Annotated in this window: 20 protein-coding genes; 10 read left to right on the plus strand and 10 right to left on the minus strand. The window is 72.2% G+C overall.

What is annotated here, in order from left to right; translation table 11 throughout:
* Nucleotides 1-5 precede the first annotated feature (5 nt).
* From C1N80_RS02560 to C1N80_RS02580, 5 genes are all read right to left on the minus strand, one after another.
* Nucleotides 6-1,970 carry an ABC transporter ATP-binding protein gene (locus C1N80_RS02560; protein WP_137769349.1) on the minus strand — a complete coding sequence of 655 codons (1,965 nt, stop codon included), beginning with the start codon at nt 1,968-1,970 and terminating at the stop codon, nt 6-8.
* 1 nt (nt 1,971) lies between these two features.
* The gene (locus tag C1N80_RS02565; RefSeq protein ID WP_137769350.1) at nt 1,972-2,907 is read right to left on the minus strand and encodes an ABC transporter permease; all 936 of its coding nucleotides are present in this window, start codon (nt 2,905-2,907) and stop codon (nt 1,972-1,974) included.
* A gap of 1 nt (nt 2,908) precedes the next feature.
* Nucleotides 2,909-3,895 (minus strand): ABC transporter permease, encoded by a 987-nt coding sequence (locus C1N80_RS02570; RefSeq protein WP_137769351.1) that lies wholly within the window; start codon nt 3,893-3,895, stop codon nt 2,909-2,911.
* Between the two features lie 64 nt (nt 3,896-3,959).
* On the minus strand, nt 3,960-5,648 hold the full coding sequence (locus C1N80_RS02575) for an ABC transporter substrate-binding protein (RefSeq protein WP_137769352.1): 1,689 nt from the start codon (nt 5,646-5,648) through the stop codon (nt 3,960-3,962).
* Between the two features lie 223 nt (nt 5,649-5,871).
* The gene (locus tag C1N80_RS02580; protein WP_168197997.1) at nt 5,872-7,233 is read right to left on the minus strand and encodes an aminotransferase class I/II-fold pyridoxal phosphate-dependent enzyme; all 1,362 of its coding nucleotides are present in this window, start codon (nt 7,231-7,233) and stop codon (nt 5,872-5,874) included.
* 145 nt (nt 7,234-7,378) lie between these two features.
* Between C1N80_RS02580 and pdxS the strand changes: the two genes are divergently transcribed.
* The 9 genes from pdxS (at nt 7,379) to C1N80_RS02625 (ending at nt 18,114) form a co-directional block, all read left to right on the plus strand.
* The gene (gene pdxS / locus C1N80_RS02585) at nt 7,379-8,269 is read left to right on the plus strand and encodes a pyridoxal 5'-phosphate synthase lyase subunit PdxS (protein ID WP_137769353.1); all 891 of its coding nucleotides are present in this window, start codon (nt 7,379-7,381) and stop codon (nt 8,267-8,269) included.
* 11 nt (nt 8,270-8,280) lie between these two features.
* The gene (gene pdxT, locus C1N80_RS02590) at nt 8,281-8,877 is read left to right on the plus strand and encodes a pyridoxal 5'-phosphate synthase glutaminase subunit PdxT (RefSeq protein WP_137769354.1); all 597 of its coding nucleotides are present in this window, start codon (nt 8,281-8,283) and stop codon (nt 8,875-8,877) included.
* A 105-nt stretch (nt 8,878-8,982) separates the two neighbouring features.
* The gene (locus C1N80_RS02595; protein ID WP_137769355.1) at nt 8,983-10,647 is read left to right on the plus strand and encodes a glycoside hydrolase family 32 protein; all 1,665 of its coding nucleotides are present in this window, start codon (nt 8,983-8,985) and stop codon (nt 10,645-10,647) included.
* Between the two features lie 128 nt (nt 10,648-10,775).
* A complete protein-coding gene (locus C1N80_RS02600) occupies nt 10,776-12,191 on the plus strand; it encodes a family 43 glycosylhydrolase (RefSeq protein ID WP_137769356.1) in 1,416 nt (471 codons plus the stop codon).
* A gap of 29 nt (nt 12,192-12,220) precedes the next feature.
* Nucleotides 12,221-13,561, plus strand: a complete 1,341-nt coding sequence (locus C1N80_RS02605) for an ABC transporter substrate-binding protein (protein WP_137769357.1) — start codon at nt 12,221-12,223, stop codon at nt 13,559-13,561.
* 31 nt (nt 13,562-13,592) lie between these two features.
* Nucleotides 13,593-14,471, plus strand: a complete 879-nt coding sequence (locus C1N80_RS02610) for a carbohydrate ABC transporter permease (protein ID WP_137769358.1) — start codon at nt 13,593-13,595, stop codon at nt 14,469-14,471.
* Between the two features lies 1 nt (nt 14,472).
* Nucleotides 14,473-15,402, plus strand: coding sequence for a carbohydrate ABC transporter permease (locus C1N80_RS02615; protein ID WP_137769359.1), 930 nt, complete (start codon nt 14,473-14,475; stop codon nt 15,400-15,402).
* A gap of 5 nt (nt 15,403-15,407) precedes the next feature.
* The gene (locus tag C1N80_RS02620) at nt 15,408-16,430 is read left to right on the plus strand and encodes a LacI family DNA-binding transcriptional regulator (protein ID WP_137769360.1); all 1,023 of its coding nucleotides are present in this window, start codon (nt 15,408-15,410) and stop codon (nt 16,428-16,430) included.
* A 118-nt stretch (nt 16,431-16,548) separates the two neighbouring features.
* Nucleotides 16,549-18,114: a glycoside hydrolase family 32 protein gene (locus C1N80_RS02625; protein WP_137769361.1), complete on the plus strand. Its 1,566-nt coding sequence runs from the start codon at nt 16,549-16,551 to the stop codon at nt 18,112-18,114.
* A 79-nt stretch (nt 18,115-18,193) separates the two neighbouring features.
* Here the strand turns inward: C1N80_RS02625 and C1N80_RS02630 are convergent, their stop codons facing one another.
* Entirely contained in the window at nt 18,194-19,738 is a 1,545-nt protein-coding gene (locus tag C1N80_RS02630) for a glycoside hydrolase family 68 protein (protein WP_137769362.1), read from the minus strand.
* 225 nt (nt 19,739-19,963) lie between these two features.
* Nucleotides 19,964-20,458, minus strand: coding sequence for a flavodoxin domain-containing protein (locus C1N80_RS02635; protein ID WP_137769363.1), 495 nt, complete (start codon nt 20,456-20,458; stop codon nt 19,964-19,966).
* 213 nt (nt 20,459-20,671) lie between these two features.
* Here C1N80_RS02635 and C1N80_RS02640 point away from each other — a divergent pair, with 213 nt between their 5' ends.
* A complete protein-coding gene (locus tag C1N80_RS02640) occupies nt 20,672-21,217 on the plus strand; it encodes a hypothetical protein (protein ID WP_137769364.1) in 546 nt (181 codons plus the stop codon).
* A gap of 75 nt (nt 21,218-21,292) precedes the next feature.
* On the opposite strand, the gene C1N80_RS02645 is transcribed toward C1N80_RS02640, so the two are convergent.
* The 3 genes from C1N80_RS02645 to C1N80_RS02655 are packed head-to-tail and all read right to left on the minus strand — an operon-like array spanning nt 21,293 to nt 24,485.
* Nucleotides 21,293-22,813 carry a tripartite tricarboxylate transporter permease gene (locus C1N80_RS02645; protein ID WP_137769365.1) on the minus strand — a complete coding sequence of 507 codons (1,521 nt, stop codon included), beginning with the start codon at nt 22,811-22,813 and terminating at the stop codon, nt 21,293-21,295.
* Nucleotides 22,813-23,493, minus strand: a complete 681-nt coding sequence (locus C1N80_RS02650) for a tripartite tricarboxylate transporter TctB family protein (protein WP_137769366.1) — start codon at nt 23,491-23,493, stop codon at nt 22,813-22,815. The genes C1N80_RS02645 and C1N80_RS02650 overlap by 1 nt, the downstream gene beginning before the upstream one ends.
* Nucleotides 23,494-23,501: 8 nt before the next feature.
* Nucleotides 23,502-24,485 carry a tripartite tricarboxylate transporter substrate binding protein gene (locus tag C1N80_RS02655; RefSeq protein WP_137769367.1) on the minus strand — a complete coding sequence of 328 codons (984 nt, stop codon included), beginning with the start codon at nt 24,483-24,485 and terminating at the stop codon, nt 23,502-23,504.
* Nucleotides 24,486-24,657: the final 172 nt, after the last annotated feature.

Below are 24,657 nucleotides of genomic sequence, written 5' to 3' on the forward strand. Positions count from 1 at the left end.
GGCCCCTACGGCTTGTAGATGTCCGCGAAGGGGTTCGGGATCGCGTCGAGCAGGCGCCGCGTGTACTCGTCCTGCGGGTCGCGGATCACGTCGATCGCGATCCCGTGCTCCGCCACGCGCCCCTGGTTCAGCACGACGACGTCGTCCGCGAGCATGCGCGCGGAGAGCAGGTCGTGGGTGATGTAGAGGATGCCGACGTCGGAGTCCGCGACGAGCCGCTGCAGCAGGTCCAGCACCTCCGCCCGGATCGACACGTCCAGGCTCGAGATCGGCTCGTCCGCGATGATCAGCTCCGGCTCCGCGGCGAGCGCCCGGGCGATGACGACGCGCTGGCGCTGCCCGCCGGAGAGCTCGAAGGCGTGCCGGCTGCGGTAGCGGCGCGCCGGGGTCAGCGCGACCCGCTCGAGCAGCTCGTCGATCGCGGCGCCCAGCTCCGCCCGGCCCATCTGCCGGTGGTTCCGCAGCGGCCGCGACAGGATGTACTCGAGGGTCTTGTTCGGGTTCAGCGAGGAGTACGGGTCCTGGAAGACCATCTGCACGAGCGAGCGGTAGCCGCGCAGGCCGCTCCCGCCCAGCGTGCCGACGTCGACGGGCCCCTGCCGGCCGTGGAAGGTGATCGACCCGGAGGTGGGGCGGTCCACGCCCGTGATCATCCGGGCGAGCGTCGACTTCCCCGATCCGGACTGGCCCACGAGCGCCGTGACCATGCCGCGGCGCAGCTGGAAGCTCACGCCGTCCACGGCGAGCGTCTCCCGCCGGCGCAGACCCTGGCGGGAGCTGAACACCTTGGTCACGTCGGCGACGTCGAGCAGGACCTCCCCGCGCAGCGCCTCCGTCGTCTCCCCCACCGACTTCTCGAAGGCGGGACCGGCGAAGCGCACCGTCCGCTCGGGCAGGCCGGGGGTTCCCGGCTCCGTGCGCTGCAGCAGCGCCACGTGGCAGGCGGCGCGCGGCGGCCGCCAGGTTCCGGCCGCGTCCAGGCGCAGCGCGGTCACGGCGCCCTCGGTGCGGGTCGTCGGCATCTCCACGAGCGGCGGCGCGTCCGTCAGGCAGCGGTCGATCCTCTCCGGGCAGCGCGGCGCGAAGGGGCAGCCCTGCAGCGGCTGGGAGAGGTCCGGCGGCCGGCCCGGCACGTAGGTGATCCGCACGGTCTCCTGGCGGGGGTCGCCGTAGGAGCCCAGCAGGCCCTTCGTGTACGGGTGCAGCGGCTCGCGCAGCAGGTCGTCGGTGTCGTGCTCCTCGACGATCCGCCCCGCGTACATGACGAGGATGCGGTCGGAGAGGTCCATGACCGTGCCGATGTCGTGGCTGATGAACAGCACCGCGAAGCCCTGCTCCGCCTGCAGGCGGCGCACGCCCTCGAGGATCGAGCGCTGCACCACGACGTCCAGGCCTGTCGTCGGCTCGTCCAGGAGCACGAACTTCGGGTCGTTGGCGAGGGCGAGGGCGAGGTTCACGCGCTGCTTCATGCCGCCGGAGAGCTCGTGCGGGTAGGCCCGGATGAACCGATGGTCGATGAGCACGAGGTCGAAGAGCTCCTTGATCCGCTCGACGACCTCCCCGCCGCGGCGGGAGGAGTGCAGCTCGATCGCGTCGCGGAACTGGTCCTCGACCCGCACCACGGGGTTCAGCGCGTTCATCGAGCTCTGGAAGACGGTCGAGAAGTCGCGCCAGCGGTAGGGGCGCAGCTCCTCCTGGCTCATGCTCGTGATGTCCATGCCGTCGAAGCGGATCGTGCCGCCCGTGATCGAGCCGGGTCGCTCGGTGAGCCGCAGCACCGCGGTGCCGAGCGTCGACTTGCCCGAGCCGGACTCGCCGATCAGGCCCACGAACTCGCCGGGCCGGATCGAGAAGGACACGTGGTCCACGGCGTCCAGGGCCGGGTGCAGCTTCGGGGCGTAGCGGACGGTGAGGTCCTCGACCTCGAGGATCGGGGTCACGTCGTCGGGCGCGGATGCGTGGCGGTCCATGTCAGCCGTCCTCCCGCAGGTGCGGGTTCGAGATGAGGTCGATGCCGAAGTTGATGAGGGTGAGCGCCATGATCAGGCCGGACAGCGCGAGGCCCGGCACCAGCAGCCACACCCACAGCCCCTGCGCGAGCGCCCCCTGCAGCTGGGCCTGGTAGAGCATGGTCCCCCAGGAGACGGACTCGGTGTTCCCGAGCCCCAGGAAGCTCAGCCCGGCCTCCGCGCCGATCGCGCCGGTCGCCGCGCCGAAGAAGCCGGCGGCCACGAGCGAGGTCATCTGCGGGAGGATCTCGCGGGCGATGATCGTGGGCGTGCGGTCCCCCGCGAACTTCGCCGCGGTGACGAAGTCGCGGTGGCGCAGGGTGATCATGAGGGCCCGCTTCGAGCGGGCGGCGCCGGCCCAGGAGATGATCCCGATGATGAGGATCGTGAACCAGATCGAGCGCACCTCGGAGTACGCCATGAGGGTGATGATCAGCGGCAGCGTCGGCACCACGAGGGCGACGTTCGTGAGCAGCGAGAGCACGTCGTCGATCCAGGTGCCCTCGAAGTAGCCCGAGGTCAGGCCGATCACGAGGCCCACGGCCGTCGCGAAGAGCCCGCCGAACAGGCCCACGACGAGCGAGACGCGGGTGCCCCAGATGAGCTGGCTGAAGATGTCCGCGCCCTGGGTGGTGGTGCCCATGAGGTGCTCGCCGCCGGGCAGCAGCACGGGCGCGAAGCTCGTGTCGTCCCCGCGGTACGGGGCGATGACGGGCGCGAGGATCGCGAGCAGCACGTACAGGCCCAGCAGCACGATCCCGGCGCGGGCCTTCCTCGAGGACCACAGGATCCGGAACCAGCCGGGCCCGTGGTCGATCCGGTCCGTCTGCTCCGCCTCGGCGAGCGCGAGATCGGCGACGTCGGGGGCCGGGGTGGGGTTCGAGGGGTTCTCGCTCATCTCAGGCCGCCTTCCGGGCGCGCGGGTCCAGGACGCCGTAGAGCATGTCCGCCACGAGGTTCGCCACGAGCGTGCCGACGATCGTGAACAGCAGCAGCGCCTGCAGCAGCGGGTAGTCCTTGCCGGAGGCGGCCTGCTGCATGAGCCGGCCCAGCCCCGGGTAGTCGAAGGTCGTCTCGATGAGGATCTGCCCGCCGAGGATCCCGCCGAGCGCCATCGCGAGCCCCGTCACCGAGGGCAGCAGCGCGTTGCGGGCCGCGTAGCGCAGGGCGATCTGCTTGTCCGGCACGCCCTTCGCGCGGGCGAGGCGGATGTAGTCCTCGCCGAGGTTGAGGATCATCGTGTTGCGCATCCCGAGCACCCAGCCCACCGGGCCCAGCAGCATGAGCACCGCCGCCGGCAGCACCGAGTGCTTGACCGCGTCGAGCAGGAACTCGAGGTTCAGCCCCGGCATCGAGGCCTCGTAGCCGCCCGCCGTGGGGAACCAGCCCAGCACGTAGCCGAAGACGAACAGCAGCAGCAGGGCCACCCAGAAGGACTGCAGGGTCCCCACGAAGGTCGAGCCGAGCGTGACGATCGAGTCGAACGGGGAGTTGCGCCACCAGGCGGCGAAGGCGCCCAGCACCGTGCCCAGCACGAAGGAGAGCACGAGCGTCACGCCCACGAGCACGAGGGTCCACAGCAGGGCCCGGCCGATCACGTCCGTCACCGTCGCCGGGAAGTACGTGTAGGAGTAGCCGAAGTCGCCGCGGGCGAGCTGGCCGAGGTAGGCGAGGTACTGCTCGAAGAGGTTGCCGTCGGGCTGGCCCAGCATGACCCGCATCGCCTCGATGCGGGCGGGGTCGATCTCGGTGTCGCGACCGGAGATCTGGCGGATCATGAGCTCGGCGGGGTCGCCGGGCTGCAGCCTCGGGATGAGGAAGTTCAGGGTGATCGCGGCCCACAGGGTCAGCAGGAAGTAGCCGATCCGGCGCAGGAAGTACTTCACGGAGCGCTCCGTTCCACTCGGGAGGGCACGACCGGGGCGGTGCGCTCACGCCCCGGCCGTGGCGTCAGGAGGCGCTCGGCGGCACCAGGCGGGTGATGATCATGAGCATCTCGGAGTTCGTCCCGTAGGGGTCCTCCTCCGAGGGCCAGCCCTCCGCCTTGTCGGTGCGGTAGATCATCCGGGCCGGGGCGTAGAACAGGCAGGTCACGGGGTACTGGGTCATCATGATCTCGACCAGCTCGCCGGTGAGCGCCTTCTGCTTCTCCGGGTCCGTCTCGCCGGAGAGCTCGGCGACGATCTCGTCGGTGTGCGCGTCCTCCCAGCGGCCCACGTTCGCCTTGACCGTGTCCTTCGTGGGGACCTGGTCCGAGGCGAGCTTGGAGCCCAGGTTGCGCGCGACCTCGCAGCCGCCGTGGAGGTACTCCAGGCACATGTCGAAGTCGGCGTCCTTCTTCGCCTGGTCCACGGCCTCTGGCGGGGAGGTCTGCACCGAGGCGTTGATGCCCATGGTCTGCAGGTTCCGCACGACGACGTCGGCCGCGGCCTGATAGTCGATCCAGCCGGCCTGCACGAGGAACTTCGGGGCGAAGGCGGAGCCGTCGGGCAGGGTGCGGAAGCCGTCGGAGCCCTTCGCGTAGCCGGCCGCGTCGAGCAGCTCCTCGGCCTTCGCGGTGTCGAAGGGGAGGACCGTCTCCTGGTCCTTGTAGGAGTCCGGGAGCAGGTTCTCGGCGTAGGGCAGCTTGAGGCCGGTCTGCGAGGCCGGCTTCATCACCGAGTAGGTGGCCTTCGCGCTGATCTCGTCCTTGTCCAGCCCCTGGGAGATCGCCTCGCGCAGCTTCGCGTCGTCGAAGGGCGACTTGGTGAGGTTGTAGGTGAGCACGGTCGAGCCGGCCGGGGCGTACCAGAAGTGGTTGAGCTTCTCGTCCTTCGAGGCGAAGGCCTGCTCGGGGTTCGGGATCTCGCCCCAGAAGGCGTCGAGGTCGCCGGCGGTGAGCTTGAGGGCGGCGTTCGTGGCGTCGTAGTTGCCCTCGAGGATCAGCTCCTGGACCTTGACCTTGTCCGCCTGCCAGTAGTCCTCGCGGCGGGTGAGCTGGAGGCGGCGGCCGTTGTAGGAGCCCAGGTCGAAGGGGCCGGAGCCCACCGGCTTCTCGTCGACGTGCTGCGTGGGGTCCCCGGCGTCCTCCCAGACGTGCTGCGGGAGCACCTTCGCGGTGATGAGCGAGTCGAACTTCGCGGCGGCGAGGCCGGAGAAGGAGATGACGACGTCCTGGCCGTCCACCTCGACGGACTCGGCGGGGGCGCCGAAGACGTCGTTCCACAGGCCGATGTCGTCCGCCGCGGGGTACTGCTTGCGGAGGTTGAGGGTGAAGGCGACGTCGTCCGGGGTGAGCGGCTTCCCGTCGGACCAGGTCACACCGTCGCGGATGGTGAAGACGAGGGTGGTGTCGTCCTTCCAGGCGAACTCGGTCGCGATCCAGGGGACGACCTCGCAGTTCATGGAGCTGCGGATCATGATCGGCTCGTAGAAGTAGTTCTTCGAGGTCACGTTCGGGGAGAACGGGTTGAAGTTGGTGATGCCGGCGACGTTCTCGGCGACCTCGGCGGGGAAGGTCAGCTGCGGGATCGTGGTGCCGTCCCCGGAGGTCGCGGCGCCGCCGCCCTGGTTGGTCTGGATCTGGCCCGAGCACGCGGCGGTGCCGGCGACGAGCGCGGCGGCCAGCGGTCCGGTGGCGAGGAGGGTCCTTCTCTTCATCGAGTGCTCCTAGGTGCGGCGGTCGCGCCCGACGGTGGGCGCCGACCTGGGGGTCCCGGCGGTGGAGAGGCTGGTGGGACCGGGGGTGGGGATCTCGGAGGCGCCGGCTCTGGCGCTCCGATGGCGATGATGTTAGCGCTTACACTCACAATGTCAACGCTGACATCGCGGGATGGGCGGGTCCGACGGGCGCGCGATCCGCTGGCGGGACGGCCCGGCGGGGTCAGTCCGCGACGGCGGCCGCGAGATCCGCGGCGAGGCGCTCGAGCTCGGCGTCGTCGAGGTCGTGCACGGTGAGCCGCAGGTGGCGTGAGGGCTCCTCGCCCACTTCGAGGCGGAACTCCTCCCCCGTGCGCACGAGCCAGCCGCTGCGGGCGAGGGCCGCGGCGACCTCGGGGGCGGGGCGCGGCACGGGGACCCAGAGGCTCATGCCGTCCCCCGCCGCGGCCTCGATCCCGTGCGCGGCGAGGGCGCGGGCGGCCGCCGCCCCGCGCTCGGCGTAGTGCGCGCCGGCACGCTCGATGAGCGCGAGCGCCGCCTCGTCCCGCAGCACACCGTGGGCGAGGCGCTGCAGGAGGTGGCTCACCCAGGTGGTGCCGGGACTGAGGCGCAGGGCGAGGCGCTCGGCGGTGGCGGGGTCCGTCGCGGTGACGGCGAGGCACAGGTCCGGGCCCAGGAACTTCGAGACGGAGCGCACGAGGGCCCAGCGGTGGTGCCCGGGGCCGACGATCGAGCGGAACGGCGAGCGGGAGAGGAAGGAGTAGTAGTCGTCCTCGATGACCAGCACGTACGGATCCTCGGCGAGGATCGCGCGCAGCTCGCGGGCACGGCGGGCGCTCAGCGAGGCGCCGGTGGGGTTCTGGGCGCGGGGCGTGGTGACGACGGCGCGGGCGCCGGTCTCGAGGGCGGCGCGCAGGCCGTCCGGGGTCATGCCCTCGGCGTCGACGGCCACGGGGATCGCGCGGTAGCCGCCGTGGCGCACGGTCTGGATGCTCGCGAGGAAGCACGGGTCCTCGAGGGCCACGGCGTCGCCGCGCACGAGGGCCTGGGCGAGCAGCCGCTCGATCGCGTCGACGGCGCCGCTGGTGAGGGTGAGCGCGGCGTCGGCCCCGGTGGGGACGTCGGGGGCGACCCAGTCGCGAGCCCAGGCCTCGAAGCCGGGGTCGATGACGGGCTCGCCGTAGAGCACGGGCCGGCCGACGGCACCGGCGAGCGCGGGCGCGAGATCCGGGATGAGGGCGGGGGCGGGATTGCCGGTGCCGAGGTCGCGGAGGGTGCCCTCGGGCACCTCGCCTGCGAGGCGGCGGAGCGTGCCGGCGGGGGCGAATCCCTCCTGGGCGACGGCGGGGCGGCCGGCGACGCGGGTGCCGGCGCGGCCCTGGGCGATGACGGCGCCGTCGCGGGCGAGGCGCTTGTAGGCGGCGACGGCGGTGTTGCGGTTGACGCCGAGCTGCTCGGCGAGGGCGCGCACCGGGGGCAGGGCGGCGCCGGGCGGGAGGTCCCCGCGCTCGATGAGGCCGCGCACGCTCGCGGCGATCTCCGCGGCCGTGGCCCCGGTGATCGTCGCGCTCGATGTGCTCCCCACCTGCCCGAGTGTACGGCCGGGCGTCTCACGGGGTGGCGGGCCCTCGCGCGCTCCCCGCGCCCCGATGATACTTTCGGCCTAGGCCAATGATTGGCCTAGGCCATAGATGCGGGGCGGAGACTCCGCCCGACCCGAGGAGAGCCCCATGAGCGCACCCACCACCGGCACCGGCACCGTCAAGCGGGGCCTCGCCGAGATGCTGAAGGGCGGCGTCATCATGGACGTCGTCACCCCCGAGCAGGCCCGCATCGCAGAGGACGCCGGCGCCGTCGCCGTCATGGCCCTCGAGCGCGTCCCCGCGGACATCCGCGCCCAGGGCGGCGTCTCCCGCATGAGCGACCCGGACATGATCGACGGCATCATCGAGGCCGTCTCCATCCCCGTCATGGCGAAGGCGCGGATCGGCCACCAGGTCGAGGCGCAGGTGCTGCAGGAGCTCGGCGTGGACTACGTCGACGAGTCCGAGGTCCTCTCCCCCGCCGACTACGTGCACCACATCGACAAGCACCGCTTCACCGTGCCCTTCGTGTGCGGCGCGACGAACCTCGGCGAGGCCCTGCGCCGCATCACCGAGGGCGCCGCGATGATCCGCTCCAAGGGCGAGGCCGGCACCGGCGACGTCTCCGAGGCGACCAAGCACATCCGCACCATCACCGGCCAGATCCGTGAGCTCGCCGCGAAGAGCGAGGATGAGCTCTACCTCGCCGCGAAGGACCTCCAGGCACCGTTCGCCCTGGTCAAGGAGGTCGCGGAGACGGGCGCGCTGCCCGTCGTCCTGTTCACCGCGGGCGGGGTCGCGACCCCGGCGGACGCCGCCTTCATGATGCAGCTGGGGGCCGACGGCGTGTTCGTGGGCTCCGGCATCTTCAAGAGCGGCGATCCCGCGAAGCGCGCGGCAGCGATCGTCAAGGCCACCGCCTTCCACGACGACCCGAAGGTCATCGCGGAGGCCTCGCGCGGCCTCGGCGAGGCGATGGTGGGCATCAACGTCGCGGACCTCCCCGCCCCGCACCGGCTCGCCGAGCGCGGTTGGTGAGCGGAGCGCGGATGACGAGCGCGCCGCGGATCGGCATCCTCGCCCTGCAGGGGGACGTGCGCGAGCACGCGCGCACCCTGCGGGGTCTGGGCGCCGAGGCGGTGCCCGTGCGCCGCGCGGAGGAGCTCGAGACGGTCCAGGGGCTCGTGCTGCCCGGCGGCGAGTCGAGCGTGATCGACAAGCTCACGCGGATCTTCGGCCTGCGCGAGCCGCTCGTCGCCGCGATCCGCGGCGGCCTGCCCGTGTACGGCACATGCGCGGGGATGATCCTGCTCGCGGACCGCGTCGAGGACGCGATCGCCGGGCAGCAGACCCTCGGCGGGCTCGACGTGACCGTGCGGCGCAACGCCTTCGGCCGGCAGAACGAGTCCTTCGAGACCACGCTGCCGGTGCCCGCGCTCGGCCCCGTGCCGGTCGCCGCGACGTTCATCCGGGCGCCCGAGGTCACGGGCGTCGGCCCCGCGGCGGAGGTCCTCGCGCGCCTCGAGGACGGCCGCATCGTCGCCGTCCGGCAGGGGGCGCTGCTCGCGACCGCCTTCCACCCGGAGGTCGCGGGCGAGGACCGCTTCCACCGGCTCCTGCTCGACCTCGCGCGCGAGCGGGGCTGAGGGGGCGGGTCTCACACGAGGTGGAGCGGCGCGGGGCGCGGTCGGTACCGTCGAGGTGACGGACGAGGGTGACCGTGTCCCTGCACCGTCCACCCCAGGAGCCCCATGACCCCCGCCCCGCACCCCTCCGCCGCCCCGTCGGCCCCGATCGGCCGACGCACGCTGCTGCGCCGCACCGGCCTCGGCGCGGGCGCTGCCGGCGCGGTGCTGCTCGCGGCCTCCTGCACCCGCGAGGACGGGGGCGGGAGCGGGGGCTCCCCGACGACCGCCGCGCCCACCCCCGACGCCGCCTCGCGCCGCGCGCGCCTGCACCTCACGCCTGCCGCGGGGTGGGTCGGCGACCCGCAGCGACCGCTCGTCCTGGACGGCGTGCACCACGTGTACGGGCTGCTGCACGCGGAGGAGCCGGCCCCCGGGGCGACGGTCTGGGGCCACTGGACGAGCACCGACCTCGTGACCTTCGAGCCGCAGGCCCCGGCGCTGACCGGGGACGACGTGGCGGACGTCTGGTCCGGCTCCGCGGTGGTCGACGAGCGCGGCACGGCGGGTCTCGGCGAGGGGACGGTGGTCGCGCTCGCGACGCGCCCCACCGACGGCAAGGCCGAGCTGCAGGAGCAGTACCTCGCCTCCTCCCCCGACGGCACGGCCTTCACCCTCGAGCCCGAACCGGTGCTGCGCAACGAGGAGGGCCCCGCGGCGCGCAGCGAGGAGGAGATCGCCCAGGCCTCGTGGTTCCGCGACCCCAAGCTGCAGCGGGACGAGGAGCGCGACCAGTGGGTGTGCGCGATCGGCCGCGACCACCGCGTCACCCTCTGGACCTCGCCGGACCTTCGCTCCTGGGAGCGGCGGGAGGACTTCGCCTACCGCGACGCCGCGCCGGACCTCCCGGACCTGGGCGGTGTGGAGTGCCCGGACCTGTTCACGCTCACGGCGAGCGACGGCAGCGCGCACTGGGTGCTCGGCGCGAGCCTGGACGGGAGCGGCGCGGGTGAGCCGACGGCCTACGCGTACTGGGTGGGCACCTGGGACGGGGAGCGCTTCACGCCGGAGGATCCCGCCCCGCGCTGGCTGGACCGGGGATGGGACTGGTACGCGGGCGTGACCTGGCCGTCCCCGGAGGATCCCGAGCACGTGCGGCTCGGGATCGGCTGGATGAACAACTGGGCCTATGCGCGGGAGGGCTCCGCGACCGCGGACTCCGACGGCTACGACGGGCAGTACTCGGTGGTGCGGGAGGTGCGCCTGCAGCGGGACGAGGACGGCTCGCTCACCCTCGTGAGCACCCCGGTCCCGGCGCTCGCGGCGGCCGCCTCGGCCACCCGCACGCTCGGGGACCAGGAGGTGGACGGCGAGGCGGATCTGGGCGACCTGGGCCCCGCCTTCACCCTCGAGATGGACCTGGCCTGGGAGGACGCGAGCGCGGTGGGCCTCGTGGTGCTCGGAGGCGAGGACGCCGCGCGCGGCACCCGGATCACGATCGGCGGGGGCGCGCTCACGGTGGACCGCAGCGGGAGCGCCGCGACCGACGGGAACCTGGGCGAGGGCGATCCCTTCGCCGGGCTCACCGCGGCGAGCGCCCCGGTGGACGAGGCGGCGCGATCGGCGCACCTGCACGTCGTCGTGGACACGCAGAGCGTCGAGGTGTTCCTCGACGACGGCCGCACGGTGATCTCGCTGGGCGCGCATCCCGCGGAGGGCGAGCAGCAGGTGCGGCTGCTCGCCGAGGGCGGGACCGCGCAGGTCACGGGGATGGTGCTGCGCTCGCACTGAGCGGCCCGGGCCGCGGACGGTCGCCGCTCGGCGCCCGGCTCCGCGAAATCTATGTGATCAAACGCTTGACCACATGACGACCGGAGATCTACAGTCCCTGATCAAACGATTGATCACGAGGATGTGACATGCACCGAGCACCGTTCTTCACCCCCGCGCCGGACTGGGTGGGCGACACGATCCCCTTCGTCCACGAGGACACGCTGTACGTCTACTACCTGCACCATCGCCGCGAGGCGATCGGCGAGGGCACCTCCTGGCACCTGCTCACCACGACCGATCTGGTGACCTGGACGGACCACGGCGAGGTGCTCCCCCACGGCGGCCCCGAGGACGAGGACCTCAACTGCTACACCGGCAGCGTCGTCACCGACGACGACGGCCTCCACCACCTCTTCTCCACCGCCCAGAACCCCGCGCGCACCGCACCGGACGGCCGGCCCCTCCAGCTCGTCGCCCACGCCACGAGCACCGACCTCCTGCACTGGGACAAGCAGCCCGCGCACACCTTCGGCGCCCCCGAGGGCTGGGACCCCGCGGACTTCCGCGACCCCTTCGTGCACCGCACCGCCCCCGGCGAGCCCTGGCAGATGCTGCTCGCCGCCCGCCGCAGCACGGGCCCCGAGCGCCGTCGCGGCATCGTCGGCCGCCTCACGAGCGCCGACCTGCAGCGCTGGGAGCCGGCCGCCCCGCTCTGGGACCCGCGCCGCTTCCTCACCCAGGAGTGCCCCGAGGTGTTCCGCATCGGCGAGTGGTGGTACCTCGTGTACTCCGAGTTCACCGACGCCTTCGTCACCCGCTACCGCATGTCCCGCTCCCCCGGGGGCCCCTGGCACGCACCCCGCCACGACTCCCTCGACGCCCGCTCCTTCTACGCCGCGAAGTCCGCGACCTGGAAGGGCCGGCGGATCTTCGCCGGCTGGATCGCGACCCGCGAGGGGCGCCGCGACGACGGCCCCTGGCAGTGGGCCGGCACGCTCTCCCTGCTCGAGGCCGTGCAGCAGGCCGACGGCACCCTCGACCTGCGCCTCCCGCCCGAGGTGCTCGCTGCGGACGCCGCCCCCGTCGAGGCCGGGCTCGCCCCCACCACGATCGCGGCACCCACCCACTACGAGTCCGCCGTCGGCTCCCACGAGCTCCCCTCCCGCGCCACGATCCGCGCCCGCCTGCGGCTCGACCCCGAGGGTCGCGCGGGCGGGCTGCTGCTGCGCACCGACGCCGAGGGCGAGCGCGGCTACGTGCTGCGGCTCGAGCCGCGCGCCGGGCGCATGGTCCTGGACCGCTGGCCCCGCACCGTCACCGGCACCGAGCAGTGGCAGATCTCCGGCGACGTCCCCCACCTCATCGAGCTCGAGCGCCCCGCGGACCTCTCCTCCCCCGAGCACTGCCTGGACCTCGTTCTCGAGGAGGACCTGCTCGTCGCCGTCCTCGACGAGAAGGTCGCCCTCTCCACCCGGATCTACGACCACCCCGTCGGCCGCCTCGGCGTCTTCGCCGAGGACGCCACCCTCAGCCTCACCGATCTGCACGTCACCACCGCCTGACCCGCTCGGACCTGTCGAAGGAGACACTCATGAAGCGCAAGCAGTTCCTGGCCCTCGCCGCCGGTACGGCCTCCCTCCCCCTCGTCGCCGCGTGCGGCGGCTCCTCCGGGGGCGCCGCCTCCACGGCCGCAGCCGTCGACGGCGAGATCGAGCCCCGCGCCATCTCGTGGCTGCTCTCGCGGCCCGCGAACGGCCCGGTCATCGAGATCATGACGGCCCTCGCGGAGGACTACGCCGCCGAGCACGACGGCTTCTCCCTGAAGCTCATCACCACCCCGGACCGCCCCAGCTACATCCAGAAGTACGAGACCCTCGCCGCCGCGAACGAGCTGCCCGAGCTCTTCGACACCGACGCCACGCCCTTCGCCGCGAAGCTCAACAGCGCCGGGCGCATGATCGACGTCGAGGACCTGCTCACCCAGCTCGGGGTGCTCGAGGACTTCCGGCCCGCGGCGCTCGACTACCAGCGCTTCGACGACGGCTCCCTGCGGATGATCCCGCTCGAGTTCGGCGTCGAGCTGTTCTGGTACAACAAGGGCCTCTTCGAGGAGGCCGGCGTCGAGGTGCCCACCACGCTCGACGAGCTCACCTCCGCGTGCGAGGCGCTCGCGGCGACGGGCGCCACCCCGATCGCCGTGGGCGGGCAGGACGCCTGGCCGCTCGAGCGGTACGTCGCCTATCAGCCCTTCCGCATCGCCGGCCCGGACTACGTCACGAAGCTGAAGTCCGCCGACGCCGCCTTCGCGGACGAGCCCGGCGCGGCCTCCGCCGCCTGGCTCGCGAAGCTCGGGGAGGTGGGCGCCTTCCAGCAGGGCTTCTCCTCCGTGGGCTACGCGGACGCCCAGGCGCTGTTCACCTCCGGGAAGGCCGCGATCTACAACATGGGCACCTGGGAGCTGCCGAACCTCGCGACCTCCGCGCTGCCCGAGGCGATGCGCGAGCAGATCGGCTTCTTCACCCTCCCCGTGACCGACGGCTCCGTCACCGGGGCCGACGAGTTCGTCGCCCCCTCCGGCATCGGCGTCGCCGTCAACGCGCAGACCTACGACCCGCTCGTGCGGGACTTCCTCGCCTTCGTCCTCGAGCGCTACCCCGCGGAGTACGCGAAGAGCGGCCTGCTGGGCCCCACCGGCATCGACCCGGTGGTCCCCGAGGACGCGCTGCCGATCTACCAGGAGGCGATCGGTGTCGCCGCGGAGCTCGGCGAGGCGACCCTCATGCCCTGGGACACGCAGCTGGACCCGGCGACGAACTCGCGCCTCCAGCAGGAGCTCGTGCTGCTGGTCCAGGGGGACGTCACCCCGGAGCAGTTCCTCTCCACGATGGACGAGGCCCTGACCACCAACGCCCCGAAGTATTTCGAGGACTGAGCGGCTCCCGCTCGTCATGGAAGGAGGAGGCATGCTCCCCCATCGCTCACGGCTCTCCGTGCTCGTGTTCCTCGCCCCGCCCCTGCTGCTCTTCGGCGGCGGCGTGCTGCTGCCGATCGTGCAGTCGCTCGTGCTGAGCTTCTTCGAGTGGGACGGCATCACGGGCCTCGACTTCGTGGGGCTCGAGAACTACCGCGCGCTGCTGCTGCACGACGACGTGTTCCGCACGGCCTTCGGCAACCAGCTCGTCTACCTCGTCATCTGCCTGCTGCTGCAGGTGGGCGGCGGCCTGCTCGTCGCGACGCTGCTCATGACGATCACCCGCGGCCGCGAGGTGCTCAAGGTGCTCTACCTGATGCCGGCCGTGATCTCGACCCCCGCGATCGCCCTGCTCTTCCAGCGCATCTACTCCTTCGAGCCCGAGGGGCTCGTGAACACGCTGCTGGGGGCCGTGGGCCTCGACGCGCTCGCGCGGCCCTGGCTCTCCGATGTCTCCACGGTGCTCACCGCGGTCTCCGTCCCCGAGGGCTGGAGGTTCCTGGGCCTGTACACGGTGATCCTCTACGCGGCGCTGCTCTCCGTGCCCCGCGAGCTCGAGGAGGCCGCGTCGCTGGACGGCGCGAACGCCTGGCAGGTGTTCGCCCGGATCCGCTTCCCGCACATCATGCCGGTGTTCGTCACGACGCTGATCATGGCGACGACCTACGCGCTGCGCGGCTTCGACATCCCGTTCCTGCTCACGAACGGCGGGCCCGGCCAGGCCTCCGAACTCGTGACCACCTACATGTACAAGACGGCGTTCACCTCCGGGCACTACGGCTCCGCGAGCGCGATCTCCGTGATCATCGTCCTCGAGTGCCTGGTCGCGGTGGGTCTGATCCTGCTGGTCCTGCGCAGGAAGGCGGACTGACATGACCTCCGCACCGCTCGCTCCCCCCGTCCCCGCCCGTGAGGCGGCGGCCCCCGCCCTCGGGCGCCGTCCCCCGGCCCGCCGCCGTCGGGAGCGCCCCACCGGCCTGCGGATCTCCCGCATCGTCTCCCGGGTGCTCATCGCGGCCGTGCTCGTGATGCAGGTGTACCCGTTCCTGTGGCTGCTGCAGACGAGCCTCCGGGACCGGGAGGACTTCGCCGCCGCGAACCCCTTCTCGATCCCCACGCAGCTCACGCTCGACAACTTCTCCCGGGCGTTCGAGCAGGGGCATCTGCTGCGCAGCATCCTCAACAGCCTGATCATCACGGGCGGTGCGTGCCTGCTGCTCGTGGTGTGCGGCATGGCGGGCGCCTACGCGATCGCCGTGCTGGGCTTCCGCTTCTCTGGCCTCGTGCGGGGACTGTTCCTGCTGGGCATCGTGGTGCCGGTGCAGGTGGCGCTCGTGCCCCTGTTCATCGACTACTCGCGGATCGGGATGCTGGACACGCACCTGTCGGTGATGATCCCGCTCGCGGGCTTCGCCCTGCCGATGGCGCTGTACCTGTTCCTCTCCTTCTACAGCTACATCCCGCGCGAGCTGTACGAGGCGGCGACGCTCGACGGCGCCGGCCCGTACCGGATCTTCGCGCGGATCACGCTGCCGATGTCCTGGAACACCGTGGTGACGGTCGTGATGGTCAACGCGATCTTCATCTGGAACGACTTCGTCTTCGCGAACACCTTCATCCTCAGCGAGGAGCTCAAGACGATCCCGCTGGGCCTGCAGGACTACGTGGGGGCGATGGGCAACACGGACTGGACGGCGACCTTCGCGGCCGTGTCGATCACGGTGACGCCGCTGCTGCTGGTCTTCCTCGTGCTCAACCGCGCCATGATCTATGGTCTCGAGAGCGGAGCGAGCAAGGGATGACGGGAATGACGAGCACGGGGCGAGCGGACCGCACGGTCACGATGCGCGAGGTCGCCGAGCGCGCCGGCGTCTCGGTGACCACGGTCTCCCACGTCGTCAACGACAAGGCCGGCGCCCGGATCGGCGCCGAGGCCCGGGCCCGCGTGCAGCAGGCGGTCGTGGACCTCGGCTACCGGCCCAACGTCCTCGCGAAGAACCTCGTGCAGGGCACGAGCGCCTTCATCGGCCTGGTCGCGGATTCGATCGCGACCACGCCCTTCGCGGGGCAGATCATCCGCGGCGCCCAGGAGGAGGCCTGGCGGCACGGTCACGTGCTGCTGGTCGCCAACACCGAGGCCGACGAGGCCGCCGAGCGGGACGCGCTCGCGATGATGCTCGAGTACAAGGTGCGCGGCATCCTCTACTCGACCTGGACGCACCGGGCCACGCAGCTGCCGCCGGCGCTCGCGGAGACGGACCACGTGCTCGTGAACTGCTACGCCCCGGGCACCGCGACCCGGGCCGTGGTGCCGGACGAGGTCGCGGGCGGCCGCTCGGCGACGGCGCTGCTGCTCGCGCAGGGGCACCGTCGGATCGCCTTCGTCAACACGACCTCGCCCTCCCCGGCCCGGGAGGGCCGTCTGCAGGGCTACCGGGAGGCGCATGCGGAGGCGGGCGTCGAGGTGGACGAGGCGCTGGTCCTCGACGCCTCCCCCGAGCAGGAGGGCGGCTACGGCGCCGCGGAGCGAATCCTCGCGCTCGGCGCCACGGGCGTGTTCTGCCACAACGACCGGGTCGCGATGGGCCTGTACGACGCCCTGCGCGAGCGGGGCCTGCGGGTGCCGCGGGACATGGCGGTCGTCGGCTTCGACAACCAGGAGGTCATCGCCGGGCACCTGCGCCCGCCGCTGTCCACCGTGGCCCTGCCGCACTACGAGCTGGGCGCCGCCGGGGTGCGGGTCCTGCTGGGCGAGCAGCGCGTGGAGCCGGGCGCGTCGCTGCGCGTGGCCTGCCCCGTGATCGCGCGGGACTCGATCTCCGCGCGCTGAGCGCGCGCACCACCCTCCTCCGCCGCCACCCCGGGACGCCACGTCGGCCCCCGGCCGTTCGCTGCACCCCTCCGATCCCCGCTGTGCCGATCCCACCGACGATGATGGAGAACGCCCGATGATCCGACCCACCCGACGCGACCTCCTCCGCAGCACGGGCTGCGGGGCCCTCGCGCTCACCGGAGCCCTCTTGACCACTCCGCTCACCGCCCGCGCCGAGGGACCCGAGTCCCTGCGGGCCCGCTTCCACCTCACCCCGCCGCAGGGCTGGCTGTGCGACCCGCAGCGTCCCGTCGTCACCGGCGGCGCAACCCAGCTGTACTACCTGCACTCCGCGGAGAACTCCGGGGACGGCGGCTGGGACCGCGCCTCGACCACGGACCTCGTCACCTTCACGCACCACGGCGAGGCGATCCCGCTGCGCCCGGACTTCCCCGCCTGGAGCGGCTCCCTCGTCATCGACGAGGAGGACGACGCCGGGTTCGGGGCGGGAGCCGTGCTCGCCTTCGCGACCCAGCCCACCGACGGCGTGCGCCGGTACCAGGAGCAGTACCTGTACTGGTCCCTCGACGGCGGGGCGACGTTCACGCAGGTCGAGCAGCCCGTCATCGTCAACGAGGACGGCCGCGAGGCGAGCACCCCGGAGGAGGTCGAGAACGCGGAGTGGTTCCGCGACCCGAAGATCCACCGGGACACCGCGCGCGGCGAGTGGGTGTGCGTGATCGGCCGCCACCGCTACGCGGCCTTCTACACGTCCACGGACCTGCGCACCTGGACCCTGCGCCGCAACTTCGACTACCGCCTCGACGCCGCGGAGCCGGACCTCGGCGGCATCGAGTGCCCGGACCTGTTCGAGATGACGGCGAGCGACGGCAGCTCCCACTGGGTGCTCGGCGCCTCGATGGACGCCTACGGCGCGGGACTGCCGATGACCTACGCCTACTGGACCGGCAGCTGGGACGGGGAGCAGTTCCTGCCCGACTCCCGCACCCCGCAGTGGCTCGATCACGGCTGGGACTGGTACGCGGCGGTCACCTGGCCCTCGGAGGAGGACCCGGCGGGCGTGCGGTACGCGATCGGCTGGATGAACAACTGGAAGTACGCGAACCGCGAGGTCCCCACCGATGCGAGCGACGGCTACAACGGTCAGTTCTCGGTGGTGCGGGAGCTGCGCCTGCGGCGGGAGGCCGACGGCCGCTGCGCGCTCGTCTCCGCCCCCGTCCCCGCCCTCGCCGCCGCGGCGACCGCGGAGCGCACCCTGCCCGACGTGACGGTCGAGGATGCCGCGGTGCTCGACGTCGATGCCCGCGCGTACGAGCTCGAGCTCGACCTGACCTGGGACGCGGCGACGAACGTGGGCCTCTCCGTGGGGCGTTCGGCGGACGGCGCCCGGCACACGAACATCGGGGTCACGGGCGGCCGGGTGTACGTGGACCGGGGCCCGTCGGACCTCGAGGGCTTCTCCTTCGGGGAGTTCCGCCAGGCGGAGGCCCCGATCGATCCGGCGGCCCGCACGGTGCACCTGCGGGTGCTCGTGGACACGCAGAGCGTCGAGGTGTTCGTGGACGACGGGTACACGGTGCTGTCCCAGCAGGTGCACCTGCTGCCCGGGGACACGGGCGCCTCGCTCTACGCCGACGGCGGGCCGTTGCAGGTCACCGGGGTCTCGCTGCGCGAGCACTGACCCCGCCCGCGCAGCGACGCGGCGCCGCCCCCGGTCCCGGGGACGGCGCCGCGCGCGTCAGCTCAGCAGGGGCCGCCGATCACTTGTAGTGGCCGACGCCGCCCTTGCGCTTGTTGGTGGGGATGTAGGCGTACGGGCCGAGGCCGTTGTCGCCGAAGGAGTAGTCCACCGCGGAGGTCGCGGTCGCGCCGTCGACGTCCACCTTCACGGTGGGCGAGAGGGTGCCGCCGCGGCGGCCGTCGACGTTGTCGATGAAGGACTGCACGAGCCCACCGGGCTGGATGTAGTGCGAGTACGCCTGGAACTGGCGCGGGTTCTGGCCCGCGGTGGGCGACTCGGGGGCGTCGGCCGGGAGGTTGAGGTCCACGGGGCTGCCGAGCACCACGCCGGAGGAGTTCAGCGGCTGGAAGTCGGAGCGGATGCCGTCGCCGACGAAGCCGTAGACGCCGTCGGGGCCGCGCAGGCCGGCCGCGTAGGTGAACTGGTGGGAGATCGTGAAGAGGAAGTACTTGCCGTCCTCGATGATCATCTGGGGGCGCTCGGTCTGATCGTTCACTCCGTAGGCGGTGAGGATCGGGGGGAGCATCGTCCAGGAGGTGAGGTCGCTCGAGTCCGCCCAGGCCAGGCCGATGTTGCCGCGCTGGTACTGGACGCCCTTGGCGTTGACCTCGTCGACGGTCTCCGCGAAGGGATCGCCGTCCACGTAGCCGAGGTCCTCGGCGGTCGCGTTCGTCTCCTCGGTGCCGGGGACGCCGGCGCCGCAGCCCTCGAAGAGCATGAAGGTGATCCCGGGGGTCGCCGGGTCCTCGAAGGTGAAGGGGTCGCGGAAGGAGAAGTACTGGTTCTGCTCCTGCGTCTGGTACCAGGTGCCGTCGGGCTCGGCGATCTCGACGTGCTCACCGAAGCCGGAGAAGCTCACGCCCTTCTTGGTGGCCTTGATCTTGCCGAGCACGGTCGCGAGCACGGCGGGCTTGCCGTCGGTGCCGGGGCGCTTCTCGCCGAAGGTGGTGGCGGTGTAGAAGACGCGGATCTTGTTGCCCTGGAGCAGGCGGGCGGAGCCGGACCACTCGGTGTTGGACAGGGAGGTCTCGTCCTCGAAGAGGTAGCCGCCGTAGGTCCAGGCCTCGTCGGGGTCGGCGCTCGAGGGGCGGGTGAAGTAGCCGATGCGGGCGCTCCAGTGGCGCTCGTCGAAGGGGATGTCGCGCGGGGCGACGAGGGAGAAGATGACGTCCCAGCCCTTGTAGCTCATCTGGTTGGAGTGCTCGTCGGTGAGCGACCAGGTGTCCCAGACCCAGACCTCGTCAGTCATGATCGGGAAGTCCTTGGGGATCTCCGGCATGGTGATCGACTCGGGCATGGAGTTCTCGCCGCGCTCGACGGAGGTGTCGTTCTGGGTGCGCATGATCTGACGGGCGTCGGCGCGGGTCCAGCGGCCGTGGAAGTCGCTGTCGATCGGGTCGTACGCCTTCTGGGTGTGCGGCGTGGGCTGGGGTCCCTCAGCGGCCGGAGCGGCCGGGGCGGCCGCGGCGCGGGGAGCGCCGAGCACCGAGGTGGTGCCGGCGGCGGCGAGGGCGCCCAGGGCGAGGGCGCCGAATCCGCGGCGGGTGGGGTTCAGGGGGGTCATGTGGGGGGACACGTCTTCTCCTGGGGTGGGGGATGGCGGTGACGTGGTCCGGGGCTGACGGCGGGACTGCGGCCGTCGACCTCCAGCGCTCGTCGGGATCGACCTTGACACGTGGCGAAGCAGCGTCGTCAAACCCCTGTGAGGTGACCCACGAGTCCCTGAAACCGTTCAGCCGTGGATCGTGAACGTGACCGACGATCGCGCCGTGAACGGTAACGTCGCAGGTCAGAGCGTTGCAGTGGGAAGCGCTCCGCGAGCCCAGCGCGCGGCCGCCGCGAGATCGCGGAAATCACCCGTCGGCGTCCCCATCGCGCGCAGCAGCGCGCGCTCCGCCGCCGGGATCCGGTCCATCAGCACCCACCCGGGGAGGTTCGCGGTCGCGACGGGGCGCAGCGGGGTCCACTCGAGGAAGCGGTCCATCGCCCGCTGCCGCCCCTGCTTCGCGGGATCCGCGGCGGAGCCCGAGCACGTGAACACCGCGAGCGGCCGGGCGGCGAGGGCCTCGCCGTGGTGGCGGGTCCAGCGCGCGAAGGACTTCTCGACGGACTCCCCGCGCACCGCGGAGCCCGCGATCACCGCCTCGTGCTGGGCGGGGTCCGGATCATCGGCGACGTCCGCGAGGACGACCTCCCGCCCCTCCTCCTCGAGGGCCGCGGCCATCGCCTCGGCGAGGGTGCGGGTGGCGCCGGAGTGGGTCGCATAGGCCAGGAGCACGCTCATGCGTCCATCCTCGAGCGGCCCTCCCCCGGCATGCCAGGGACCGAAGGCCCGACCGCACTCCCCCTCCTCCACCGGGCCCGAGGTGCCCGGACGGTCACGTCACGATCCGGTGGTCATCGCCCCCTGCCCTCTCGCGCTCCGTGCGACGGAAACGGATAATCCAGGCACGGTCCTGGTCGCAGGGGCCCGGACCCGGGCACGAAGGAGTGCACCATGACACGGTTCCTCGCCGCCCTCGCCGGCGTGCTGCTGCTCGTCGGCCTCGGCGCCGTCGCCCCCACGGCCGCCACTGCCGCGCCCTCCTGCGGCATCGGCTGGGGCTCCGTCACGAAGGTGAGGGCGGGCACGTCCGCCACCCACCTCACCGACCTGCGCACCGGTGAGCACACGTGCTACGACCGGCTCGTCATCGATCTCGACCACAAGGCGACCGGCTACACGGTGCGCTACGTGAGCGCGGTCCACCGCCCCGGCTCCGGTCAGGTGGTGCCGCTCGCCGGCGCCGCGGACCTCGAGATCATCGTGCGCGCCCCCGCGTACGACGACGCCGGGCGTCCCACCTTCCCCGTCTCCCGCTGGTCCCGCGCCGCGGACGTCACCGGCTACGCCACCTTCGAACAGGTGACCGTCGCCGGGAGCTTCGAGGGCGAGACCACGATCGGCCTGGGCGTGCGCGCCCGGCTGCCCATGCGGGTGCTCGTGCTCGACGGCCCCGGGATCGGCTCCCGGATCGTCGTGGACGTCGCCCATCGCTGGTGAGCACACCACCCACCGACGCCCGTGCGCCGTGCCCCCGCGGAGGAGGGCACGGCGCACGGGGCCGTCCGGGGGCGATCAGGCGGCCTGCTGCCGACGGTCCTCCCGGGCATGGCGCAGGTGCTGGACCACGGAGACCACGACGATGCCGACCAGCACGATGTACACGCCGATCGTGATCGGGCTCGAGACGAGGATCGAGGGATCCCCCTCGGAGACCGCGAGCGCGCGCCGCAGCTCCGTCTCCGCGAGCGGGCCCAGGATCACGCCGATCATGAGCGGCGCGAGCGGCATGCCGAAGCGGCGCATGAGGAAGCCGAGCACACCGAGCCCCACCAGCAGGTAGAGGTCCACGTAGGAGGAGGAGGTCGCGTACACGCCGAGCATGGCGAGCACCGTGATCCCCGCGTAGAGGTAGTGCTGGGGGATGAACAGCAGCCGCGCCCACACCGGGGCGAGCAGCATGTTCAGCAGCAGCAGCACCACGAGGCCGATGAACAGCGAGGCCAGCAGGGTCCACACGAGCTCACCGGAGCGCTGGAAGAGCAGCGGCCCGGGCTGCATGCCGTACTGCTGGAAGGCGGCGAGCAGGATCGCGGCCGTCGCGGAGGTGGGCAGGCCCAGGGCGAGCAGGGTGCCGAGCGCTGTGCCGGCGGTCGCGTTCGCGGCGGCCTCCGGGGCGGCGAGGCCCTTGATCGACCCGCTCTTCCCGAACTCCGGGTCCTGGCGGCGGTCCGCGAGGCGCTTCTCCGTGCCGTAGGCGAGGAAGGTGGGGACCTCGGCGCCGCCCGCGGGGATCATGCCGAAGGGGGCGCCGAAGGCGCTGCCGCGCAGCCAGGCGGGCAGGGCCTTGCTGAAGTCCTGCTTCCCGATCCGGGCGATCCCGCCGGTGGGCAGCGTGATCGAGGAGGGGTCGCGGTGGATCCGGGAGGCCGCGTGGAGCACCTCGCCGAGGGCCAGCAGGCCCACGGTGACGACGACGATGTCGATGCCGTCGAAGAGGTTCGGGATGCCGAAGGAGTAGCGCTCGGTGCCGCTCGGGCCGTCGATGCCCACGAGGGCGAGGGCGACGCCGAGCAGCAGCGCGCCGATGCCGCGCAGCACAGACTCGGAGACCACGGAGGAGATCGCGAGGAACGCGAAGACGGCGAGGGCGAAGTACTCCGCGGGGCCGAACTCCGTCGCCATGGTGACGAGCACGGGCGAGAAGAACACGACGATCGTGGTGGAGATGAGCCCGCCGATGAACGCGCCGATCGCGGCGGTCGCGAGGGCGACGGCGGCGCGGCCGTTGCGGGCCATGCGGTGGCCCTCGAAGGTGGAGGCGATCGCGGAGGACTGCCCGGGCGTGTTCAGCAGGATGCCGGCGGTGGAGTCGCCGAACAGACCGCCGAAGTACACGCCCGCGAACATGATGAACGCGGCGGTGGGGTCCAGGGCGAAGGTGATCGGCAGCAGCAGGGCGACGGCCATCGAGGAGCCGAGCCCCGGCAGCACGCCGACGGCGGTGCCGAGCACCGCGCCGATGAGCACGAACAGCAGGTTGTACGGGGTGAGGGCGGAGGCGAAGCCGTCCAGCAGCAGGGGGATCTGTTCCATCAGAGGGCACCTCCGAGCAGGACGGGGAGCGAGAGGCCCAGCAGGCCGCCGAACACGAGCTGGATGAAGGAGGAGAGCAGGAGGGCCACGCCGAGGTCGATCCAGGTGCGGCGGGAGCCGAGCGCCCGGGCGACGCACCAGAACAGGGCGGCGGCGGAGAGCACCCAGCCCGCCCAGGGCAGGATCAGCACGAAGCCGACGAGGCTCGCGAGCACGTACCCGGTGGTGCGCAGGTCGCTCGCGACGGGCTTCTTCGCGGTCTCCTCCGCAGCAGGCTCGGCGGCACTGTCCGACGTCGCGGCGGTGGTGGTCGAGCCTGCTGGGCTCGCGTCCTCGGCGAGGTCGGCGACGCCGACGGCGCGGAACTCCGCGGTCCCGGTGTCGGAGAGGTCCTGGAGGAGGTCGCGGGAGATGTCGCGGCCCTCGTCGGGCAGGACCCGCTCCTCCTCGGCGTGGCGGAGCACCTCGATCGCGAGGATCACGGCGACCACGAGCAGGGCGACGCCCACGATGACGGGCACGAACTGCGGCCCGGGGGCGGAGTCGCCGAGGACGTCCATGGTCTGCGCGCCGATCAGCAGCACGAGGCCCACGATCAGCAGGATCGCGGCCATGACCAGCTCCTTGCGGCGCCAGAGGGCACCGCGACCGGAGGCGCGGGTGGGGGTGGATGTGCTCACGGTGCTCCTCACAGCCCGAGGTCCGAGACGATGCCCCGGGCCTGCTCGGTCTCGTCGGCGATGTACTGGGCGAAGTCGTCGCCGGTGAGGAAGGAGTCCGTCCAGTCGTTGCGCTGGAGGGTGTCCTTCCACTCGTCGCTCTCGCGCATCTCGGTGATGATCGCGGTGAACTCCGCGCGGGCCTCCTCGGTGATCCCGGGGGCGGCGACGAGGCCGCGCCAGTTGGACATGGCGATGTCCACGCCGAGCTCGGTGAAGGTGGGCACGTCGATGCCGTCCAGGCGCTCCGGGGAGGAGATCGCGAGGGCGCGGAGGGTGCCCGCCTCGATCTGGTCGGAGAGCTCGTTGTACCCGGAGCTGCCGGCCGTCGTGGTGTGCGAGAGCAGGGAGTTCAGGGCCTCGCCGCCGCCGGAGTAGGCGATGTAGTTGAGGTCCTTCGGGTCGATCCCGGCGAGCTGGGCGAGGCGCCCGCTCATGAGGTGGTCGATCGAGCCGAGGGAGCCGCCGCCGATCGAGGTGCCGCGGGGGTTCTCCTTCCAGGCCGCGAGGAAGCCGTCGAGGTCCTGGATCTCGGAGTCCGCGGGGACCACGAGGGCGGCGAAGTCGTCGGCGAGGCGGGCGATGGGGACGACGTCGGCGAGGGTCGTGTCGCCCTCGTCGAGGGCGATCGCGCCGACCATGACGCCGCCGGTGACGAGCAGGGTGTCCTCGGAGCCGGTCTGGCCCACGAACTGGCTGAGGCCGATCGTGCCGCCCGCGCCGGGGATGTTCACCACCTGCACGTTGTTGACGATCGAGGCGCCGCGCAGCACCTGCTGGGCCTCGCGGGCGAAGCCGTCCCAGCCGCCGCCGGGGGCGGCGGGGGCGATCAGGGTCAGGGTGCTGCGGGCCTCGGCGCGCCCGCTGGATCCGGCGGCGCTGGCGAGGGCCGCTCCCGTGGTCACGGCGACCGCCGCCCCGAAGGCGCCATGGAGGAGGGTCCTCCGCTGCATGCTCCACTCTCCTCGAACATCGTCGTCCCGCCGGTCTGGCGGAGTGGTCCGGTGAGTGTATGCACGGCGAGGAAGCGGCGCGCAACACGCTTGCCGTCTGTTCTCTCTGGACACACGTGTATCCATCTGAGAACATCGGGATGCGCGACGAGGACCTGTCGCGACCGGACCG

Source organism: Brachybacterium sp. SGAir0954 (assembly GCF_005490785.1).
GTDB classification, from domain to species: Bacteria; Actinomycetota; Actinomycetes; order Actinomycetales; family Dermabacteraceae; genus Brachybacterium; species Brachybacterium rhamnosum.

Bases quoted from the DNA above. Each gene is read 5' to 3' on its own strand.
- C1N80_RS02600 (WP_137769356.1), top strand. From the start codon at position 10,776: ATGCACCGAGCACCGTTCTTCACCCCCGCGCCGGACTGGGTGGGCGAC.
- C1N80_RS02640 (WP_137769364.1), top strand. From the start codon at position 20,672: ATGACACGGTTCCTCGCCGCCCTCGCCGGCGTGCTGCTGCTCGTCGGC.
- C1N80_RS02575 (WP_137769352.1), bottom strand. From the start codon at position 5,648: ATGAAGAGAAGGACCCTCCTCGCCACCGGACCGCTGGCCGCCGCGCTC.
- C1N80_RS02625 (WP_137769361.1), top strand. From the start codon at position 16,549: ATGATCCGACCCACCCGACGCGACCTCCTCCGCAGCACGGGCTGCGGG.
- C1N80_RS02635 (WP_137769363.1), bottom strand. From the start codon at position 20,458: ATGAGCGTGCTCCTGGCCTATGCGACCCACTCCGGCGCCACCCGCACC.
- C1N80_RS02560 (WP_137769349.1), bottom strand. From the start codon at position 1,970: ATGGACCGCCACGCATCCGCGCCCGACGACGTGACCCCGATCCTCGAG.
- C1N80_RS02595 (WP_137769355.1), top strand. From the start codon at position 8,983: ATGACCCCCGCCCCGCACCCCTCCGCCGCCCCGTCGGCCCCGATCGGC.
- pdxS (WP_137769353.1), top strand. From the start codon at position 7,379: ATGAGCGCACCCACCACCGGCACCGGCACCGTCAAGCGGGGCCTCGCC.
- C1N80_RS02655 (WP_137769367.1), bottom strand. From the start codon at position 24,485: ATGCAGCGGAGGACCCTCCTCCATGGCGCCTTCGGGGCGGCGGTCGCC.
- C1N80_RS02645 (WP_137769365.1), bottom strand. From the start codon at position 22,813: ATGGAACAGATCCCCCTGCTGCTGGACGGCTTCGCCTCCGCCCTCACC.
- C1N80_RS02615 (WP_137769359.1), top strand. From the start codon at position 14,473: ATGACCTCCGCACCGCTCGCTCCCCCCGTCCCCGCCCGTGAGGCGGCG.
- C1N80_RS02630 (WP_137769362.1), bottom strand. From the start codon at position 19,738: ATGACCCCCCTGAACCCCACCCGCCGCGGATTCGGCGCCCTCGCCCTG.
- C1N80_RS02605 (WP_137769357.1), top strand. From the start codon at position 12,221: ATGAAGCGCAAGCAGTTCCTGGCCCTCGCCGCCGGTACGGCCTCCCTC.
- C1N80_RS02620 (WP_137769360.1), top strand. From the start codon at position 15,408: ATGACGAGCACGGGGCGAGCGGACCGCACGGTCACGATGCGCGAGGTC.
- C1N80_RS02565 (WP_137769350.1), bottom strand. From the start codon at position 2,907: ATGAGCGAGAACCCCTCGAACCCCACCCCGGCCCCCGACGTCGCCGAT.
- pdxT (WP_137769354.1), top strand. From the start codon at position 8,281: ATGACGAGCGCGCCGCGGATCGGCATCCTCGCCCTGCAGGGGGACGTG.
- C1N80_RS02610 (WP_137769358.1), top strand. From the start codon at position 13,593: ATGCTCCCCCATCGCTCACGGCTCTCCGTGCTCGTGTTCCTCGCCCCG.